Raw genomic sequence first — 19,270 nt, forward strand, 5'->3', positions numbered from 1 at the left:
CCATGCCGCGCCGCCTGGCCCTGATCGCCGTCGCCGCCGTGGGCCTGTCGGCCTGCTCCGCCAAGCTGCCGGCGGACGTCGACGAAGCCGCCCTGACCCAGGCGATCGGCCGCTCGGTCGGCTCGCCGTCGACCTGCGTGATTGTTGCGGACGCCGAGGGGCGGACGGTCTGGCGCGGCGGCGGCTATATCACCTGCTCGCGCAACCTGCCGTCCTGCGACGGGGCCCAGACCAACGCAGAGACCGTGCTGAAGGCGGGCCTGGGCAAGCCGGCGCGCTTCACCAGCTGCCCCACGACGGGCGCCAACACCGTCGGCTGGGCGGTCGGTCCCGTGCCGTCGGGGGAGGGCAAGCCGCCCCGTAACCTGACCTACGTGGCGGTGATGGAGGGCGAGCGCGCCCTGCCGGGCCTGGAGATCAAGGAACGCCTGGAGCGCGCCTTCAGGAAGGCCGGGTTCTAGCCGCCGCTCCGAGGCTGGAGCGGCGGCCTCGCCGTGTCTACTTCGCCGCCTCATAGACCGCGCTGACGTCCACGCGGACCTTCAGCTCGCCGGCGGCGACGCTTGTGGCGTCCGACATTTCGCGCTTTGCGGCGAAGGCCATCATCGGCATCGGCGGCGAGGGCGGCGTGTAGCCGCCGCCTTCGCTCAGATTGACCAGCCGCACGGCCTTGTAGCCGGTGGCGCGGCCGTAGAGCTCGGCCTTGGCCTGCAGGGCCTTCACCGCCTCCAGCCGCGCGGCGTCCTCGGCGGCTTGCGGGTTCAGCAGGCCAAAGCTGATGCCGTTGACGGTGTTGGCCCCGGCCCCAACGGCGGCGTCCACGGTTGCGCCCAGCTTGGCGAGATCGCGCACCGTGATCGTCACCTGGTTCGAGGCCTGGTAGCCAGTCAGCTTCGGCGGCTGGTTCTGCTCATAGGCGTACTGGGCGTTCAGGTTCAGGTTAGAGGTCTGGATGTCGCGCTCGGCGATCCCGGCCTTCTTCAGAGCCGCCAGGGCCTGGTTCATCCGCGCGCCATTGGCCTTCAGCGCCTCGCCGGCGGTCGCGCCTTCGGTCTGCACGCCCAGGGTGATGGTCGCCATGTCCGGCGCCACGCGGGTCTCGCCATAGGCCGAGAGGTTGAAGGTCGTGGCCTTGAAGGCCGTGTCGGCGCTGGTCTGCGCCAAGGCCGGGGCGGCCGCGCTCATCAGCAGGGCGCCGCCCAGCAGGGCGGGGGCGGCGAAGGCGGCCATCAGCTTGGCGGGGCGGCGAGCGGTGTAGGTCATCGTTTTTCTCCAGGGCTGTCCGGCTCGGTCGAAGCGTGGCCGGACAGCTATGGTTCCTTCGATGACAGCTCCAACCTGAACCGGACCTTTAAGCCGCGTTCGGCCCGTGCTAATCCGCCCGCTCGCGTTCGCTTCGAAGCGACTCCGCGCGGGCCTGTAGCTCAATGGTTAGAGCCGACCGCTCATAACGGTCTGGTTGGGGGTTCGAGTCCCTCCAGGCCTACCAATATTTTCAACCCGCCGCCGCCTCGACCCATCAATTCGACACGCGATGTCTGTTCTCTTTTTGTTCCAATATGTCGACCCGCGCATCCTTTGGCGACTCGGCGTCAGAACCGGACGCACCGCCCTCCATGCCGCCTCGACTCCCGCCTCGCCGATAGGCAGAGTCGTTAACGGCGAGGGCGATCCGAGCGCAGCTGCGGCCGCGGCGCGCAGATCGGAACCACCCTTGAGCCGTCATCCCAAGATCCCGGGCTGGAGGAGGCCTCGATGGACATCGATCCCGATCGCCTGCGCGCGATCGTGGGCGCGTTGGGCGGCGTGGCCGTCTACGGCCTGGTGCAGATCGGCGCGCTGAGCGTGGCCGAGCGCGCGACCCTGCGCGACCTGACGATCCGGCTGGCCTGCGCCGCGGGCTCGGCCGTCATCATCGCGGGCTTCATCGTCAAGGCGGCTCTGCCGGTCATTCCGTGGGCGGCGGTGCGCGAGCCCTATCTTTTCGGCTTCGCGGTCGGCGCCTTCAGCTGGGAGCTGCTGCCCCTGGTGTTCAGCGTGGTCAAGCGCCGCGCGGCCGAGCGGGCCGAGAAGCTCTAGACGCCAAAGAAAAAGCCCTCGCCGGGCAGGACCGGCGAGGGCTCAAGGCTTGGGGAAGGGATTGGGGACCTAGAACTTGTAGGACAGGCCGATCAGATAGGTGCGGCCGTAGCGCTGGTAGTCGATCACCTGGCGCTGGTCGTTGTTCTGGTAGGTGGTGAACGGCTCGTCGGTCAGGTTGTTGACCTGGGCCAGCACCGACAGGCCCTGCATCGGACCGTCGTTGAAGGTGTAGCCGACCTGGCTGTCGATGACCGACTCACCCTTGACCATACGGTAGTTGCGGCCGTTGCCGAAGCCGGTGACCTCGCCCAGGAACTTGGAGCGGTAGCGGTCGCTGACCCGGAACGAGAAGCCGTTCTTCTCGTAGTAGACGGTCAGGTTGGCGACGGTCTTGGACAGGCCCGGGATCGGCTGGCCCTTGTCGCTGGGGTTTGGCTGGATCGAGCTGTCGGTATAGGACGCGCTGAAGGTCGCGCCGAAGCCGTCCAGCATCGGGGTCAGCAGGGCGCCCGGCATCGACGCCGCGAACTCCACGCCCTTGACCGCGCCGCCCTTGCCGTTCTGCGGGGTGGTGACGAGGCCCAGGCGCGTCGCCGGCTCGCCGCCGCCGCCGACCGGGAAGCCGGTGAAGTCGAAGATCACGCTCTGGTCGTAAACGTAGGTCTTCAGGTCCTTGTAGAAGGCGGCCAGCGAGACATAGGCCTGGCGGCCGAAATACTTCTCGTACGAGACGTCATAGGAGTCGGCGCGCCAGGGCTCGAGCTCGGGATTGCCGCCGCTGCCGCTCCAGGGCGAGAAGTTGATGTTGCTGTTGCCGGCCTTGGCCTGGTCGTAGCTGAAGGTCTTGCTGGCGCGCATCTGGTCCATGCGCGGGCGGGCCAGGGTGCGGGCGACCGCGAAGCGCAGGCTCTGCTCGTTGCCCAGGTCGAAGCGCAGGTTCGCGCTGGGCAGGAAGTCGACGTACTTCTTGCCGCCCGACAGGTTGGCGCGGACGACGCCGCTGCCGGTGCCGCTGGCGCCCAGGGCGGTCGAGCTCTGGTCGGTGTGGACGATCTGGAAGCCGAAATTGCCGGTCACCGGCAGGCCGGCCAGCTCGGTGTCGAGATTGGCCTTCAGGTAGCCGATGGCGACCTTCTCCTCGACGTCCCAGCTCTTGACCAGCACGTCCGCGTTCGGGTTGCGGACCAGGTCGTAGGCGCCCGAGGCGATCAGGGCGAACGGGTCGTAGCTGATCACATTGCCTAGGCCGATGAAGCCCAGCGAGGTCGTCCCCTTGATCGCCGAGGACGGTATGGTGACGCTGGCCGGCGAGCCCTTGGCGCGCAGGAACCACTCGTCATTGACCAGGCCCTTGGTGCGCTCGCTGTAGCTGGCGCCCAGCTCGACGCTGGAGAGACCCTGATCGAGATCGCGGGTGATCGAGAAGCGGCCGGTCTTCAGCTCGTCCTCGATCATCGGCTGGTTCAGATAGCCGTCCTGGCCGCCGGCGATGATGTCGCCGCCCCAGCCCTGCGGGCTGGTCAGCTTGATCTGGTTGGCGTCGGCGTAGTTGAGCGTCGAGGTGAAGACCGCTTTGCCGTCGCCGTCCATCATGAAGGTCATGTTGTCAGTGGCGCCGACGCCGGCGCGGCCGGTGCCCGAATAGGACTCGACGATCTGGTCGGTGCGCTCGACCTTGGACCAGGACAGGTCGGTGACCAGGGTCCAGGCGTCGGCGAACGTCCACTTGTTGTTCCAGCCCAGCGACTTGATCGTGGCGTCACGGTCGTTGCCGTCGTTGCGGATCACGCCCTTGACGCCGTTGAAGGCGCCGCCGACGACCATGCTGTTGGCGACCTTTGGATTGGTCAGCGGGATGCCGCCCCACACCAGCGGCAGTTCGACGCCGCGCTGGATCTGGTGGTTGTTGAACTCGGAATAGAAGACGTCCAGCGACGAGGTGAAGTGGTCGGTCGGGGCGAACTCGACCACGCCGATGAAACCGTCGCGCTTCAGCAGGCTGGACTGCACGTACGGCTTGGCGCCGCCGATCACCAGGTTGCCGGCCGAGTCGGTGGGATAGCCCCAGGCGTTCCAGCGTTCGGCCTGATAGGGCGACTCCATGTGGGCGTAGCCGAGCGCCAGGCCCAGCTTACCATCCATGAACTGGTCGATGTAGGAGACGCTGAAGCGGTTGCCGTGCGACTTGGTGCCGGCGTTCAGGGCGCCGATGTCGTTCCACTCGTAGCGGGCGCCGACGGCCAGGGCGCGCTTGCCGAACGCCAGTGGACGCACGGTGCGCATGTCGGCTGTGCCGGCCAGGCCCTGGCCGATCAGGGCGGCGTCTGGGGTCTTGTAGACCACGACCGCGCTCAGCAGCTCCGACGGATACTGGTCGAACTCGACGCCCCGGTTGTCGCCGGTCGAGACCTGCTCGCGGCCGTTCAGGAGGGCGGTGGTGAAGTCGGGCGCCAGGCCCCGGATCGAGATGACCTGGCCGCGACCGTCGAGGCGCTGAGCGGTCAGGCCGGGCAGGCGGGCGATCGACTCGGCGATCGACATGTCCGGCAGCTTGCCGATGTCCTCGGCCGACACGGCTTCGACGATCGAGGTCGAGCCCTTCTTCAGCGAGATGGCGCCTTCGATGCCGCGGCGGATGCCGGTGACGACGACTTCCTCGACTTGCGCATTGTCCTGCGGCGCGGGGGCGGTCTGCGCCTGGGCTTGGCCCGCCAGCGCGAAGGTCAGCGCCAGGCCCGTGGCAGCTCCGGCCATCAGCCAGGCGCGGCGGCGTGAAATTGCAGTGCTCATCAGCTTCTCCCTCCCTGTCGGCGCTGCGCTTTCTCCGTGCGGCGGGCCGTTGGTGAAAATTACTGCAAATTAATGAGAATAGCGCAACTGAAAAATTTCATCGCGTTGGATGGGGCGGGTGTCTGAGGGGCTTTGGGCACTGTTGTGTGGCGGAAAAGTCCCACGTATTGACGCCCGGCGGGCCAAAATCGTCTGATTTAGCGGTGTCTCTTGATGCATTGACACCTTGCGATCGGTTCTGCAAATTATTGCAAACAAATGCGCGGCGCTTTGCGCTGCCGGCGGGAGGGGTGATGTCGGGATCGACGCCATGGCGAGGAATGCTCGCGGCGCTTTGCGTCTGCGGCGCGCTGGCGTCCGCGGTCGAGGCCTCGGCGTCGCAGGCCTCGGCGGCGCAGGCCTCGTATCAGGCGCGCAAGCCGCAGGATGAGGTGATCTATTTCCTGCTGCCGGACCGCTTCGAGAACGGCGACGCTAGCAGCGACCATGGCGGGCCTGATCGCGGGCCGCTGGTCGACGGCTTCGATCCGACGCGGGCGGGCTTCTATCACGGCGGCGATCTGAAGGGCGTCACGCGGCGGCTGGACTACATCCAGGGCCTGGGCGCGACGGCGATCTGGCTGGCGCCGATCTTCAAGAACAAGGCCGTGCAGGGCGCGCCCGGCCACGAGTCGGCGGCGCATCACGGCTACTGGATCACCGACTTCACCGACGTCGATCCACACTTCGGGACTAAGGCCGACTTCAAGACCCTGGTCGACGCGGCGCATGCGCGGGGCCTGAAGGTCTATATGGACATCGTCGTGAACCACACCGCCGACGTGATCCAGTATCGCGAGTGCCCGGACGGCCACTGTCCCTATCGCGGCGTCGCCGACTATCCCTATGCCCGGAAGAGCGGGGCGGCCGGTCCGGCGATCAACGCCGGCTTCGACGGCAAGGACTTTTCCAAGCTCAAGCGGCCGGACTGGGCCTATACGCCTTATGTTCCGTCGGGGCAGGAGCAGGCCAAAGCGCCCGCGTGGCTGAACGACCCGATCTACTATCATAACCGGGGCGACAGCACGTTCGCGGGCGAGAGCTCGCTGCTGGGCGACTTCGCGACCTTGGATGACGTCTTCACCGAGCATCCGCGCGTGATCGCGGGCTTCATCGAGATCTATGGCAAGTGGATCGACGACTTCGGGATCGACGGCTTCCGCATCGACACCGCCCGCCATGTGAATCCTGAGTTCTGGCAGGCGTTCGTTCCGGCCATGCTGGCCCGCGCCAAGGCGCGAGGGATTCCGAACTTCCACATCTTCGGCGAGGTCTTCGATCCGGACGTGGCGATCCTGGCCAGCCATACGCGGGTCGACAAGCTTCCGGCGGTGCTGGACTTCGCCTTCCAGGCGGCGGTGATGGACGTGGTCTCGGGCGGGGCTGGACCAGAGCGCCTGGCGCGGGTGTTCGCCGCCGACACTGTCTACGAGGGTGGCGAGACCGGGGCGCGCCAGTTGCCGACCTTCCTGGGCAACCACGACATGGGCCGCATCGGCTGGTTCTTGCAAAAGACGCAGCCCGGGATCGGTGACGCGGAGCTGCTGGCGCGGGCGACCCTGGCCAACGCCCTGATGTTCGCGGCGCGGGGCGTCCCGACGATCTATTACGGCGACGAGCAGGGTTTCACCGGCGACGGCGACTACGCCGACGCGCGCGAGGACATGTTCCCGAGCGAAGTCGCCAGCTACAACGACAATCGGCTGATCGGGACGCCGGCGAAGGGGCCGAGGTCGGCCTTCGATCCGCAAAGTGTGCTCTACCGCCGCATCGCCGAGCTGGGCCGGGTGCGCGCCGCGACGCCGGCTCTCCGCGCGGGCCGCCAGGTGACGCGCGTCGCCGATCAGCAGCCGGGTCTCTTCGCCTTCTCGCGCCTGCTGGGCGGGGCTGAGATTCTGGCTGTCTTCAACACTAGCGACAAGCCGATCAAGGCGAACGTGCCGGTTGAGGTCGGCTCGGAGTCCTGGCGCGCCTTGCATGGCGCCTGCCAGGCGAGCGTCCGCGCGCCGGGCAGCTATTCGATAGAGCTCGCGCCGCTGGACTACATGCTATGCGTTTCCGAGGGACAACCGTGACTGTCGACGTTCTTGCCAAGCCCCGTGCGGAGACCTTGATGAGCGAGTGGTGGCGCGGCGCGGTGATCTATCAGGTCTACCCGCGCAGCTTCGCCGACTCGAACGGCGACGGCGTCGGCGACCTGCCGGGGATCACCGCGCGCCTTGAGCATATCGCCTCGCTGGGCGTCGAGGGCGTATGGCTGTCGCCGTTCTTCAAGTCGCCGATGAAGGACTTCGGCTACGACGTCTCGGACTATCGCGACGTTGATCCGATCTTCGGGACCCTGGCCGACTTCGACGCCCTGATCGCCAAGGCCCACGCGCTGGACTTGAAGATCATCATCGATCTGGTCTTCTCGCACACCTCGGAGGAGCATCCGTGGTTCGTCGAGAGCCGGCAGGACCGGACCAACGCCAAGGCCGACTGGTTCGTCTGGGCCGACGCCAAGCCCGATGGCAGTCCGCCCAGCAACTGGCAGTCGGTGTTCGGCGGCCCGGCCTGGACCTGGGACGCCCGCCGCGGCCAGTACTACATGCATAATTTCCTCAGCAGCCAGCCGCAGCTGAACCTGCATAACTCGGCGGTCCAGGACGCCTTGCTGGCCGTCACTCAGTTCTGGATCGACAAGGGCGTGGACGGATTCCGTTTCGACGCCATCAACTTCTCGATGCACGACCCGGCGCTGACCGACAATCCGCCGCTGCCGCCGGGCGGCAAGCGGACGCGGCCGTTCGACTTCCAGGACAAGATCCATAACCAGAGCCACGCCGACATTCCGAAGTTCCTGTCGCGGATCCGGGCGCTGACCGACGCGGCAGGCGGGCGCTTCTTGGTGGCCGAGGTCGGCGGCGACCACGCCGACCGCGAGATGAAGCTGTTCACGGCCGGGAACGACCGGCTGAACAGCGCCTACGGCTTTCTCTATCTCTACGCCGACAAGCTGGCGGCCGAGATGATCCCGCAGGGCGCGGCCATGTGGCCTGGCGAGGCGGGGGAAGGGTGGCCGTCCTGGACCTTCTCGAACCACGACGCGCCGCGTGCGGTATCGCGCTGGGCCGAGGGGCGCGACCGCAAGGCCTTCGCCGAGATGTGCCTGCTGCTGCTGATGGGCCTGCGCGGCAATGTCTTCGTCTATCAGGGCGAGGAGCTGGGCCTGCCCCAGGCCAACGTCCCGTTCGAGCGGCTGCTAGATCCAGAGGCGATCGCCAATTGGCCCCAGACCCTGGGCCGCGACGGGGCCCGCACGCCGATGCCCTGGCGGGCCGCTGCGCTGAACGCCGGCTTCTCCTCGGTCGAGCCGTGGTTGCCGGTCGATCCCGAGCACCTGTCGCTGGCGGTCGACGCGCAGGAGGCGGACCCGGCCTCGACCCTGCACGTCGCGCGTCGCCTGATCGCCTTGCGCCGCGCGCATCCGGCGCTGCGCACCGGCGCCATCACCTTCATCGACACCAACAGCCCGCTGCTGATCTTCCAGCGCGGGGAGGGGGCGAACGCGCTTCTGCTGGCCTTTAACTTGGGCTTTGAATCGGTCGCCTGGTCGCTTCCCGACGGCTGGGTTTTGCTCGACGGCGTCAATCTGGGCGCCGAGGGCGAGATGCCGGTCTGCGCCGGGTTGGTCGCGCGACGGGCCTAGCCGCCGCAGCTTTCGCGGATGATCAGGTCGGTCGGCACCCGCTCTGACCGGCTGGCGCGTTCGCCGCTGTCCAGCAGCTTGGAGACCATCAGCCGGCCGGCCTTGGCGGTGTCTTGGGCGATGGTCGAAAGGGCCGGGCTGGCGTAGCGGCTGAAGGGAACGTTGTCGAAGCCGATCACCGAGACGTCGCCTGGGACTGACAGGCCCGCGTGCTTCAGCGCCCGGATAGCGCCGAGGGCGATCAGGTCCGAGGCGGCGACCACGCCGTCGAACTGGATGCCGTGGTGGATCAGGCTATCGACGGCGGCCTCGGCCGACTCGACCTCGAAGTGGGCGGGGACGATCAGGTCCGGATCGACGCCCAGCTTGGCCTGATCGAGCGCTTCCAGATAGCCGCGGTTGCGATGCATGGCTTCCGGCGCCTCGGTGTCGCCCAGGAAGACGATGCGCTTGCGACCCAGGCGGGCCAGGTGGAGCGTCGCGCGGCGGCCGCCCTGGATGTTGTCCGAGCCGACCGAGCAGTAATTCTGGTCCGGGAACTGTGCGCCCCAGACGACGAAGCGGGTCTCGGTCTCAGCCAGGCGGTTGAACGCCGCGTGCAGCGAACTCTGGCCCAGGAAGATCACGCCCTCGGCCCGGCTGGTGTTCATCGCCGCCGCCAGATCCTCGAAATTGGCAGGCGCGATGTGGCTGAGGATCACGTCGCAGCCGCGTTCCTTGGCCGCCTCGCCGACACCGGCCAGCAGCTCGAGGAAGAACGGATCGGACATGCCGCTGTCTCGGCCCTGGGGGCGGGGCGTGACCAGCGCGATCGTGGCCTCGGCGCCGATCGGACCGGCCGGCATGTAGCGGCGGAAGGGGTAGTCCATCTCCCGCGCCAGCTTCCAGATCAGCTGCTTGGTGCGCTGGTTGACCGCCGGGCTGTCGTTCAGCGCCCGCGAGGCGGTGGAGATCGAAACGCCAGCCAGCTTGGCCAGGTCCTCAAGTCGTGTCGCGCCCTTGCTCACCGTCCCCAACGCCTTATCGCAAACATTTCTGCAAAGTTTTTCATCGGCCATAAGGCCTGGTTCGGCGAGATTTGCAACCGCCGCGCCTTCGGCCACGATGCTCTCTCATGCAATGAAAAATTGTGCAAACTATAAGCGTGTGGGCTATCGATGTGGGGGCGATCTTCAAAGGTCGCCGTCGGTAATCCCGGATAAAATCCTTATTTATCGTTGCAATGCGCTGGGGGTCGTGTGCAAATAGGCCTTGCGCAGCTTTTGCAAAATATTGCGAAAACGGATCGGACTCAACCGGTCGTGACGGGGTGGAGACCAATGGCCAGGCAGAGGCTGACTTTCCTGCAGATCTGGAACATGTGCGTCGGGTTCTTCGGAATCCAAATCGGTTTCGGGCTGCAGAACGCCAACACCAGCCGCATCTTCCAGACGCTCGGCGTCGACGTGAACCACCTGGCGATCCTGTGGATCGCCGCGCCGGCCACCGGCCTGCTGGTCCAGCCGATCATCGGTCATTTCAGCGACAAGACCTGGGGGCGCCTGGGCCGCCGGCGACCGTATTTCTTCTGGGGCGCGATCCTGACCACCCTGGGCCTGCTGATCATGCCGAACTCGCCGACCCTGTGGGTGGCGGCGGTGGCGCTGTGGATCATGGACGCCTCGATCAATGTCACCATGGAGCCGTTCCGCGCCTTCGTCGGCGACAACCTGCCCGACGAGCAGCGGGCCACCGGCTACGCGATGCAGAGCTTCTTCATCGGCGTGGGGGCGGTGCTGGCCTCGGCCCTGCCGTGGATCCTGACGAACGGGTTCCACGTCTCCAATGTCGCCCCGGCGGGCCAGATCCCTGACGCGGTCAGGATCGCTTTCTACGTCGGCGGCGCGGGGCTGCTGGCGGCGGTGATGTGGACGGTCTTCACGACCCGCGAATATCCGCCCGAGCAACTGCAGGTCTTCGAGGCCGAGGAGGCCAGGGACCTTGGCCCGCGCCAGGCGCCCGCGCCCTCCGTCAACGCCTATCTCACCCTGGGCGTCGGCGGCGTGCTGGCCGGCCTGGCCCTGGCTGCGATCGTCTGGGTGGGCCGCCTGGAGGTGGAGCTCTACGTGCTCGCCGCCTTGCTGCTGGCGTTCGGCGTTGCGGGGGTAGCCGGCGCGCGGTTCAAGCGCCTGGGCCGAACCGATAACGGCTTTTCCGAGGTGCTGGAGGACGTCTTCCGCATGCCCGTCACCATGCGCCAGCTGGCGGTGGTGCAGTTCTTCTCGTGGTTTGGCCTGTTCGCGCTGTGGATCTACACCACGCCCGCGGTGGCGGCGGTCCATTTCCACGCCACCGACACCGCATCGAAGGCCTATAACGACGGCGCCGACTGGGTGGGCGTGCTGTTCGCCGTCTACAACGGCGTGGCGGCCCTGGCGGCGTTGCTGATCCCGCTGATGGTCAGGCTCACCAGCCGCAAGGCCAGCCACGCCCTGTGCCTCGTGCTGGGCGCGTTGGGCCTGCTGTCCTTCCTGCTGATCCGCCAGCCCGGCCTGCTTTGGATCGGCATGATCGGCGTCGGCTTCGCCTGGAGCTCGATCCTCTCGGCCCCGTATTCGATCCTGGCCGGCGCGCTGCCGGCGCGGAAGATGGGCGTCTACATGGGCGTCTTCAATTTCTTCATCGTCATTCCGCAGCTCTTGGCGGCGACGGTGCTGGGCCTGCTGCTGAAGACCTTCTTCGGCGGCCAGGCCATCTACGCGCTCGTGCTGGGCGCGGCCTCCCTGGTCATCGCGGCCCTGGCGACCTTCGCGGTTCGCGACGTCCAGCCCGCCTGATCCCTTTGCTTTCCCTTCAGCCTGACGAGGTCCTCGCCATGCGCCGCCTGAAACTTATCGCCCTGGCCTCGGCCGCCACCGCCCTCGCCAGCGTCGCCCACGCCGCCGCGCCGGCCACGACCTGGGCCTACGCCGCCAAGACGGGCGTCGGCGCGTCCTACGAGGCCTATGTCGACGGCGCCTACAAGTCGGGAGGCCCGACGGGCGCGGTGTCGAAGGTCTGGTTCTCGATCGCCGACGGCGTGCTGACCGAGACCATGTACGGCCTGATCCACGAGGCCCAGATCAAGCAGATGCGCGTCGCCGTTCAGACGCCGACCGGCCTGGCGGTCGAGGGCGCGGACACCACGGCCAAGACGGAATACCTGCATGTCGACAGCGGCGGCCGGCCGCTGTCGCCGGCCTACAAGATCACCACGACCGACCGCCAAGGTCGCTTCGTCATCGAGAAGCGGATCTTCACCGACCCGGACCGCAACAGCCTGTTCGTGAGAGTGACGGTCAAGGCGCTGATGGGGCCGGTGACGCCGACCCTGGTGCTTGAGCCGCACATGGCCAACACCGGCGGCGGCGATGCGGGCGCGGCCTCGGTCGCAGCCCTGACGGCCTTCGAAGGCAGGGCGCACCTGAGCTTGAAGGGGACCAAGCCCTTCGCCCAGGCTTCGGCTAGCGTGCTGAACGACAGCGACGCCCTGGCGGGGCTGAAGGCGACCACGACCTCGGCGAATGGCGCGATCGTTCTGACCGCCCGGCTGCCGACCGTGGCCAAGGAAGCAACCTTCGACTTCGCCATCGGCTTCGGCCCCGACGCCAAGGCCGCCGATGCTGCGGCTTCGGCCACGCTGAAGACCGGCTATCGCGAAGTGCTGGCCCGCTTCAACGGCGAGGGCGCGCGCGTGGGCTGGGAGGATTATCTTGCCTCGCTGAGCGAGCTGCCGCGCCTGCGCGAAGCGTCTGAGGACGGTGGCAAGCTGGTCCAGGCCAGCGCCCTGATGCTGAAGGTCCAGGAGGACCGCACCTACGCCGGGGCCCTGATCGCCTCGCTGTCGAACCCGTGGGGCGACACCGTCGACGCCACCCAGTCCTCGACCGGCTACAAGGCGGTCTGGCCGCGCGACTTCTATCAGTGCGCCATGGCGCTGGCGGCCCTGGGCGACAGGCAGACGCCCTTGGCGGCTTTCCGCTATCTGCCCACCGTCCAGGTCGGTCCGAAGACTCCGGGCAACACCGGCGTCGGCGGCTGGTTCCTGCAAAAGTCGCACGTCGACGGCACGCCCGAATGGGTCGGGGTCCAGCTCGACCAGACGGCCATGCCGATCATGCTGGGCTGGAAGCTCTGGAAACTGGGCTGGCTGCCCGAGGCGGAGCTCAAGGCCTATTACGGTCGCATGCTGAAGCCCGCCGCCGACTTCCTGGTGAAGGGCGGCAAGGTGGGACTGGGCTGGAACAGCGCCACCATCACCCCGCCGTTCACCCAGCAGGAGCGCTGGGAAGAGCAGGGCGGCTATTCGCCCTCGACGACGGCCGCCGTTATCGCGGGCCTGGTGGTCGCCGGCGACATCGCGGAAGCCGCCGGCGACAAGGCTTCGGCCGATCTCTACCGCAGGACCGCCGACGACTACTCCGCTAAGGTCGAGGCGCGGATGGTGACGAGCAAGGGCGCGTTCGGCGACGGCCATTACTATCTGCGCCTGAACAGCGACCAGGACCCCGACAACAAGAGCCCGGTCGAGGAACGTAACGGCCAGGCCGCGGTCCCCGAGGATCGGATGCTGGACGGCGGCTTCCTGGAACTGGTGCGCTATGGCGTGCGTCGCGCCGACGATCCGGCCATCGTCGCGACCCTGCCCAAGCTGGACGATCAGGCGATGGAGGACCTCTATCGGGTCCGCTACGACTTCACCTTCCCGGGCGAGCGGGGGGCTTTCCCCGGCTGGCGGCGCTATGGCGTCGATGGCTATGGCGAGGACATCGCGACCGGCGCCAACTACGGCGCGGACGGCCAGATGCGCCCGGGCCAGCGCGGCCGGGTGTGGCCGATCTTCACCGGCGAGCGCGGCCACTACGCGCTGGAGCTGGCGGGCTTGTCGGGCAAGCCGGACGCGGCGGCCGTGAAGAAGATCCGCGACACCTATGTCCGGGCCATGGAGCTGTTCGCCAATGACGGCCTGCTGATCCCGGAACAGGTCTGGGACGGCGTCGGCGCGGCCAGTCCGCACGGCTACGAACGCGGAGAGGGGACCGATTCCGCCACGCCCCTGGCCTGGAGCCACGCCGAGTACGTCAAGCTGCTGCGCTCGGTCAGCGACGGCCAGGTCTGGGACAGCTACGCGCCGGTGAAGGCCCGTTTTGGGCGCCCCTGAAACGTGGTTAACGGGCGATTCAGGAATCGATCGTCAAAGACAGGGTTAACAGCCATAGTTTTGGCCGGAGACCCGTTCCATGTCCCGTCGATCGTCCATCGCCCGGAAGCTGATCCTCGCCACCGGCCTGACGATGGGCGTGCTGCTGGTCGCGGCGGCCGGGGGCGTGGCCCTGCAGGCCGGCGGCAGCTATGGCGTCGCGCTGACCCTGCTGGCGGCTGGCGGCGTCTTCATGCTGGTGGTGCTGATCGCCCTGGCCGTGACCGCCAAGGCGGTGGTCAGGAAGCCGCTGGACGGCCTGTCCCGCTCGGTCGAGGCGCTCAGCGCCGGTCGCTATGATCAGGCGGTTCACGGCGCCGATGGCAATGACGAGATCGGCGCGGTGGCCCGCGCCCTCGACGGTTTCCGCCACAGCCTGGCCGACGGCGAGCGCCGGCGCCTTGAAAACGAAGCCGCCTGGGCACGGGCCGAGGCTGAGCATCTTCGCCAGATCGAGGACGCCGAGGCCGACGCTGCGACGAAAGCGCAAGCCGTCCGCACCATGGGCGAGGGCATGGAGCGTCTGGCCGAGGGCGACCTGATCTGGCGGATGCGCGAAGACGGGCTGGAGGGCGAGGCGGTCCAAGCCTCGCGCGACTTCAACACCGCCGTTGAGAACCTGCAGGCCACGCTGTCCAGCATCCTGGGCGCGACGCGCGGCATCCGCGCGGGCTGCGCCGAGATCACCCACGCCGCCGACGATCTTGCGCTGCGCACCGAACGCCAGGCCGCCAGCCTTGAGCAGACCGCCGCCTCGCTCGACCAGATCACCGCCACCGTGCGGCGCAGCGCCGAGGGCGCAGAGCGGGCCCGCCAGGTGACGATCAGCGCCAGGGCCGCCGCCGAGCGCAGCGGCGTCGTGGTCAGTGAGGCCGTCGAGGCCATGGGTGGCATCGAGAAGTCGTCCCGCTCGATCACCCAGATCCTGGGCGTGATCGACGAAATCGCGTTCCAGACCAATCTCTTGGCGCTCAACGCGGGGGTCGAGGCCGCCCGCGCCGGCGACGCCGGGCGCGGCTTCGCCGTGGTGGCCCAGGAGGTCCGGGCCCTGGCCCAGCGCTCGGCCGACGCGGCTAAACAGATCAAGGGCCTGATCAGCGAGTCCACCGAGCAGGTCGGCAAGGGCGTCAAACTGGTCGGCGAGACCGGCGAGACCCTGCGCGAGATCCTGGTCCAGGTCGTCGAGATCAACGAACTGGTCGGCGACATCGCCTCGTCGTCCAAGGAGCAGGCGGTCAGTCTCGCCGAGGTGAACCAGGCCGTCAGCCAGATGGACCAAGTCACCCAGCAGAACGCGGCTATGGTCGAGCAGTCGACCGCCGCCAGCCACGCCCTGGCCAACGAGGCCGCCGAGCTCGAGCGCCTGATCGGGCGCTTCCAGATCGGCGCGGAAATCCACGAGATGCCGGCCCGCGTCGAGCGCCGTCCCGCCGCCGCGCCGCAGCGCCCGACCGTCGCCGCGCCCACCCGCGAGACCTTCCGCCAGCGCTACGTGCAGGGCGCGAATGCGCTGAAGGTGGCGCCGACCTCGCGGCCGGGCGAGTGGGAGGAGTTCTAGCAGGGCGATCCATTCGCGCGGGTAACTTCCCCCTCGCATCCCGCGCCGGCCGCGCTATATCCCCGCCATGGCCGAAGCGTTCAACGACATCACCCTCTCCGCCGACAAGGCGACCCGCTATGCCGAGGTCGCCGACGAGATCGCCTCCGTGCTGGACGGCGAGAGCAACCTGACCGCCCGCATGGCGACGGTGGCCTCGATGCTGGCCAGCAGCTTCGACCACTATTTCTGGACCGGATTCTACGTGGTCGATCCGGCAAAGCCGCGCGAGCTGGTGGTCGGGCCTTACCAGGGCACGCTGGGCTGCCTGCGCATCGCCTTCGGGCGCGGCGTCTGCGGCGCGGCGGCCGAGACCGGCCAGACCCAGCTGGTGCCCGACGTCCACGCCTTCCCCGGCCACATCGCCTGCGACAGCCGCTCGGCGAGCGAGGTCGTGGTCCCGGTGTTCGACAAGGCTGGTCAGTTGATCGCCGTGTTCGACGTCGACTCTGACAAACCCGCCGCCTTCGACGAGACGGACCAAGCTTGGCTGGAAAAGATCCTGAAAGCGACGTTCGCTTGATCCGTCGCGTGCGCCGGCTTGCTCCCGCCATCGCTTTGGCCCACTGCTAAGCCAATGAGTAGGGCGGTTACGATCGAGCTGGGAGAAGGCGGCGTCCACGACGCCCGGGCCCTGCGCAACGCATTCGGATGCTTCACGACCGGCGTCACAGTCGTCACCACGATCGCCGAGGACGGCCGCCGCGTGGGGCTGACCGCCAACTCCTTTACGTCCGTCTCGCTGGATCCGCCGCTGGCGCTGATCTGCGTCGACCTGAAGTCGTCCAGCCTGCCGGCCCTGAACGCGGCTGGGCGCTTCGCCGTCAACGTCCTGCACGCCGAGCACCAGGAACTGGCCCGCCAGTTCGTGCAGAAGGGCGTCGACCGGTTCACCGGCGTCGACACAGAGACCTGGCGCACGGGCGTGCCGATCTTGCCCGGCTGCATGGCCAACTTCGAGTGCGAGACCCACCACGCCTTCGACGCCGGCGATCACAGGGTCTATGTCGGGCGCGTGGTCAAGCTGCGCTACGACCCGGACCACGAGCCGCTGGTCTATCTGCAGGGCCGCTTCCGGCGGGTGCATGTCGATGCGGAGTGAGGCGGCATAATTTCGCGCGGTACGGCGTGAGCCGGGGATGCTATTGACGCGCAAAACAAGCGTTAGGGAGCGCATCATGCGAGACATCGCCCATTTCGTGAACGGTCAAGCCCTGGTCGGAACCTCCCGCCGCTTCGGCGACGTCTTCAATCCCAATACCGGCGAGGTCCAGGCGCGGGTCCAGTTCGCGACGGACGCCGAGCTCGACGCGGCCGTCCAGGTCGCCGCCAAGGCCCAGGTCGGCTGGGCCCAGACCAATCCGCAGCGTCGCGCCCGGGTGATGTTCGAGTTCAAGCGCCTGATCGAGCGCGACATGAACACCCTGGCCGAGATCCTGTCGTCCGAGCACGGCAAGGTCATCGCCGACGCCAAGGGCGACATCCAGCGGGGCCTGGAGGTCATCGAGTTCGCCTGCGGCATCCCGCATATCCTGAAGGGCGAATACACCGAAGGCGCCGGTCCCGGCATCGACGTCTATTCGATGCGCCAGCCGCTGGGCGTCTGCGCGGGGATCACCCCGTTCAACTTCCCGGCCATGATCCCGATGTGGATGTTCGGCATCAGCATCGCCGTCGGCAACAGCTTCATCCTGAAGCCGTCGGAGAAGGATCCGACCGTGCCGGTCAAGCTGGCCGAGCTGATGATGGAGGCGGGCGCGCCCGCCGGGGTGCTGAACGTCGTCCAAGGCGACAAGAGCGCCGTCGACGCCATCCTGACCCATCCGCTGATCCGCGCGGTCAGCTTCGTCGGCAGCTCCGACATCGCCCACTACGTCTACCAGACCGGGACGGCGCACGGGAAACGCGTCCAGGCCATGGGCGGCGCCAAGAACCACGGGATCGTCCTGCCCGACGCCGACCTCGACCAGGTGGTCAAGGACCTGTCGGGCGCGGCCTTCGGTTCGGCCGGCGAGCGCTGCATGGCCCTGCCGGTCGTGGTCCCCGTCGGCAAGAAGACCGCCGACGACCTGCGCGAGCGGATGGTCGCCGAGATCGGGACCTTGAAGGTCGGCGTCTCCACCGATCCCGACGCCCACTACGGCCCGGTGGTCAGCGCCCAGCACCGCGCCAAGATCGCCGACTATATCCGCATCGGCCAGGAGGAGGGCGCAGAGCTGGTCGTCGACGGGCGCGACTTCCAGCTGCAAGGCTTCGAGAAGGGCTTCTTCATCGGCCCGTCGCTGTTTGACGGCGTCAAGAAGGGCATGAAGACCTATCACGAGGAGATCTTCGGCCCGGTGCTGCAGATCGTGCGCGCCGAGACCATGGAAGAGGCCATGGCCCTGCCGTCGGAGCACCAGTACGGCAACGGCGTCGCCATCTTCACCCGCAACGGTCGCGCCGCCCGTGAGTTCGCCGCGAACGTCAATGTCGGCATGGTCGGCATCAACGTGCCGATCCCGGTGCCGGTGGCCTATCACACCTTCGGCGGCTGGAAGCGCTCGGCCTTCGGCGACACCAACCAGCACGGCGTCGAGGGCGTGAAGTTCTACACCAAGGTCAAGACGGTGACGGCCCGCTGGCCCGAGGGCGACGTGGCCGACAGCAGCTTCGTCATTCCGACGATGAAGTAGCCATCACCTGTGTCATCCCGGAAGCCTCGCAGAGGCTATCCGGGACCCAGGGGCGGCGCGTACGGTGTTTCGTCACCCCCTGGGTCCCGGCTCTACGCTACGCTTCGGCCGGCATGACACATCGGGGAGCTTTCTACATGGCGGGTCTTGCACGGCGATCCTTTCTCGCGCTCGGCGCCGCCGCCGTCACCGCGCCGGCCGCGTTCGCGCTTTCCAGGTCCGAATGGGCGGCGATCGGCCAGTACGGCGACAAGGCCGCGCCGCTGACGGTGTTCGAGAAGGATGGCGCCCTGCACATCGACGGCGCGGGCCGCGCCTCGGCGCGACTGACGGCAACGGGGCGCGGCCGCTACACGATCGCGGGCGGCGGCGAGCTGGTCCTTCAGCCCGACGCGGTGCGTTTGAACGGGACGCGGCTGGCCTTCCACGACTTCGGCGCCGAGACCGAGGCCGCCATCCGAGCCGGCGTCCGGGCCGACCCCGAGGCGCTGCGACGGCAGGCCCTGGCCGCGACGCCGCCGGTCGAGACGGGCGACGTCCTGCCGGCCGACCTCGTCGACCTGACCACGCTCGATCCGCGCATCCGGCTCGACATCCGCTATGCGGGCTCCAACAACTTCATGGGCATCCCGCTGTACGAGCGCGCGGCGGCCTATCTGCAGCGGCCGGCCGCCCAGGCGCTGAAGCGAGCGCAGGACGCCTTGGCCGCCCAGGGCTATGGCCTGCTGATCCACGACGCCTATCGACCCTGGTTCGTCACCTGGATGTTCTGGGAGGCGACGCCGCCCGACGCGCACATGTTCGTCGCCGACCCGGCCAAGGGCTCGCGCCACAACCGCGGCTGCGCCGTGGACCTGACGCTGTACGACCTGAAGACGGGCCGGGTCGTCGAGATGCCCAGCCGCTACGACGAGTTTTCCGGCCGCGCCTATGCCGACTTCGTGGGCGGGACGACCAAGCAGCGGGCGCTGCGGGCGATCCTTCGCGAGGCCATGACCGCCCAGGGCTTCGAGGTCTATGCTGAGGAGTGGTGGCACTTCGACTTCAAGGACTGGCGGCGATACCCGATCGGCACGAAGACGTTCACGGAATTGGCGCACGGGTGACTAGATCCCTCTTTAAGACAGGGATTTAGCGAGCATCAGCGCATCCCAGGTCGCCGCGCCGAAGCGGGTGTT

Annotated in this window: 13 protein-coding genes, 1 tRNA gene and 1 pseudogene; 12 read left to right on the forward strand and 3 right to left on the reverse strand. The window is 67.9% G+C overall.

From position 1 onward, the window contains the following. The first annotated feature begins 2 nt into the window (after window positions 1-2). Window positions 3-461, forward strand: coding sequence for a hypothetical protein (locus tag DI526_RS16150; RefSeq protein WP_304280135.1), 459 nt, complete (start codon window positions 3-5; stop codon window positions 459-461). Window positions 462-498: 37 nt separating this feature from the next. Here DI526_RS16150 and DI526_RS16155 read toward each other — a convergent pair whose 3' ends face one another. After that, window positions 499-1,263, reverse strand: a complete 765-nt coding sequence (locus tag DI526_RS16155) for an SIMPL domain-containing protein (RefSeq protein ID WP_304280137.1) — start codon at window positions 1,261-1,263, stop codon at window positions 499-501. A gap of 150 nt (window positions 1,264-1,413) precedes the next feature. Here DI526_RS16155 and DI526_RS16160 point away from each other — a divergent pair. After that, window positions 1,414-1,489 (forward strand) — tRNA-Ile (locus tag DI526_RS16160). Between the two features lie 266 nt (window positions 1,490-1,755). After that, window positions 1,756-2,079, forward strand: a complete 324-nt coding sequence (locus DI526_RS16165; RefSeq protein ID WP_304280139.1) for a hypothetical protein — start codon at window positions 1,756-1,758, stop codon at window positions 2,077-2,079. A gap of 69 nt (window positions 2,080-2,148) precedes the next feature. On the opposite strand, the gene DI526_RS16170 is transcribed toward DI526_RS16165, so the two are convergent. Then, entirely contained in the window at window positions 2,149-4,872 is a 2,724-nt protein-coding gene (locus DI526_RS16170; protein ID WP_304280141.1) for a TonB-dependent receptor, read from the reverse strand. A 293-nt stretch (window positions 4,873-5,165) separates the two neighbouring features. Between DI526_RS16170 and DI526_RS16175 the strand changes: the two genes are divergently transcribed. Together DI526_RS16175 and DI526_RS16180 are read left to right on the forward strand one after the other, a co-directional pair. Next, window positions 5,166-6,986, forward strand: coding sequence for an alpha-amylase family glycosyl hydrolase (locus DI526_RS16175; protein ID WP_304280142.1), 1,821 nt, complete (start codon window positions 5,166-5,168; stop codon window positions 6,984-6,986). After that, a complete protein-coding gene (locus DI526_RS16180; RefSeq protein WP_304280144.1) occupies window positions 6,962-8,602 on the forward strand; it encodes an alpha-amylase family glycosyl hydrolase in 1,641 nt (546 codons plus the stop codon). The genes DI526_RS16175 and DI526_RS16180 overlap by 25 nt, the downstream gene beginning before the upstream one ends. On the opposite strand, the gene DI526_RS16185 is transcribed toward DI526_RS16180, so the two are convergent. Next, entirely contained in the window at window positions 8,599-9,660 is a 1,062-nt protein-coding gene (locus tag DI526_RS16185; RefSeq protein ID WP_304280146.1) for a LacI family DNA-binding transcriptional regulator, read from the reverse strand. The two genes, DI526_RS16180 and DI526_RS16185, sit on opposite strands and share 4 nt — an antisense overlap. 261 nt (window positions 9,661-9,921) lie before the next feature. Between DI526_RS16185 and DI526_RS16190 the strand changes: the two genes are divergently transcribed. The 7 genes and pseudogenes from DI526_RS16190 to DI526_RS16220 all read left to right on the forward strand — a co-directional run bounded on the left by DI526_RS16190 (window position 9,922) and on the right by DI526_RS16220 (window position 19,198). Beyond that, a complete protein-coding gene (locus tag DI526_RS16190; protein WP_304280148.1) occupies window positions 9,922-11,418 on the forward strand; it encodes an MFS transporter in 1,497 nt (498 codons plus the stop codon). 38 nt (window positions 11,419-11,456) lie between these two features. Continuing rightward, window positions 11,457-13,781 carry a glucan 1,4-alpha-glucosidase gene (locus DI526_RS16195; RefSeq protein ID WP_304280150.1) on the forward strand — a complete coding sequence of 775 codons (2,325 nt, stop codon included), beginning with the start codon at window positions 11,457-11,459 and terminating at the stop codon, window positions 13,779-13,781. 208 nt (window positions 13,782-13,989) lie between these two features. Then, a pseudogene (locus tag DI526_RS16200) lies at window positions 13,990-15,378 on the forward strand (methyl-accepting chemotaxis protein); the annotation flags it as partial. 67 nt (window positions 15,379-15,445) lie between these two features. Next, window positions 15,446-15,940: a GAF domain-containing protein gene (locus DI526_RS16205; protein ID WP_304280152.1), complete on the forward strand. Its 495-nt coding sequence runs from the start codon at window positions 15,446-15,448 to the stop codon at window positions 15,938-15,940. A 54-nt stretch (window positions 15,941-15,994) separates the two neighbouring features. After that, the gene (locus DI526_RS16210) at window positions 15,995-16,519 is read left to right on the forward strand and encodes a flavin reductase family protein (RefSeq protein ID WP_304280154.1); all 525 of its coding nucleotides are present in this window, start codon (window positions 15,995-15,997) and stop codon (window positions 16,517-16,519) included. 76 nt (window positions 16,520-16,595) lie between these two features. After that, entirely contained in the window at window positions 16,596-18,092 is a 1,497-nt protein-coding gene (locus tag DI526_RS16215; protein ID WP_304280156.1) for a CoA-acylating methylmalonate-semialdehyde dehydrogenase, read from the forward strand. A 137-nt stretch (window positions 18,093-18,229) separates the two neighbouring features. Beyond that, the gene (locus DI526_RS16220) at window positions 18,230-19,198 is read left to right on the forward strand and encodes a M15 family metallopeptidase (RefSeq protein ID WP_304280158.1); all 969 of its coding nucleotides are present in this window, start codon (window positions 18,230-18,232) and stop codon (window positions 19,196-19,198) included. Window positions 19,199-19,270: the final 72 nt, after the last annotated feature.

Origin of the sequence: Caulobacter segnis (genome assembly GCF_003243465.1) — a bacterium.
In the GTDB taxonomy this organism is placed as follows: domain Bacteria; phylum Pseudomonadota; class Alphaproteobacteria; order Caulobacterales; family Caulobacteraceae; genus Caulobacter; species Caulobacter segnis_A.

Coding starts and splice junctions, on each gene's coding strand:
- DI526_RS16220 (WP_304280158.1), top strand. CDS start 18,230: ATGGCGGGTCTTGCACGGCGATCCTTTCTCGCGCTCGGCGCCGCCGCC.
- DI526_RS16155 (WP_304280137.1), bottom strand. CDS start 1,263: ATGACCTACACCGCTCGCCGCCCCGCCAAGCTGATGGCCGCCTTCGCC.
- DI526_RS16210 (WP_304280154.1), top strand. CDS start 15,995: ATGAGTAGGGCGGTTACGATCGAGCTGGGAGAAGGCGGCGTCCACGAC.
- DI526_RS16190 (WP_304280148.1), top strand. CDS start 9,922: ATGGCCAGGCAGAGGCTGACTTTCCTGCAGATCTGGAACATGTGCGTC.
- DI526_RS16150 (WP_304280135.1), top strand. CDS start 3: ATGCCGCGCCGCCTGGCCCTGATCGCCGTCGCCGCCGTGGGCCTGTCG.
- DI526_RS16180 (WP_304280144.1), top strand. CDS start 6,962: ATGCGTTTCCGAGGGACAACCGTGACTGTCGACGTTCTTGCCAAGCCC.
- DI526_RS16185 (WP_304280146.1), bottom strand. CDS start 9,660: ATGGCCGATGAAAAACTTTGCAGAAATGTTTGCGATAAGGCGTTGGGG.
- DI526_RS16165 (WP_304280139.1), top strand. CDS start 1,756: ATGGACATCGATCCCGATCGCCTGCGCGCGATCGTGGGCGCGTTGGGC.
- DI526_RS16170 (WP_304280141.1), bottom strand. CDS start 4,872: ATGAGCACTGCAATTTCACGCCGCCGCGCCTGGCTGATGGCCGGAGCT.
- DI526_RS16215 (WP_304280156.1), top strand. CDS start 16,596: ATGCGAGACATCGCCCATTTCGTGAACGGTCAAGCCCTGGTCGGAACC.
- DI526_RS16195 (WP_304280150.1), top strand. CDS start 11,457: ATGCGCCGCCTGAAACTTATCGCCCTGGCCTCGGCCGCCACCGCCCTC.
- DI526_RS16205 (WP_304280152.1), top strand. CDS start 15,446: ATGGCCGAAGCGTTCAACGACATCACCCTCTCCGCCGACAAGGCGACC.
- DI526_RS16175 (WP_304280142.1), top strand. CDS start 5,166: ATGTCGGGATCGACGCCATGGCGAGGAATGCTCGCGGCGCTTTGCGTC.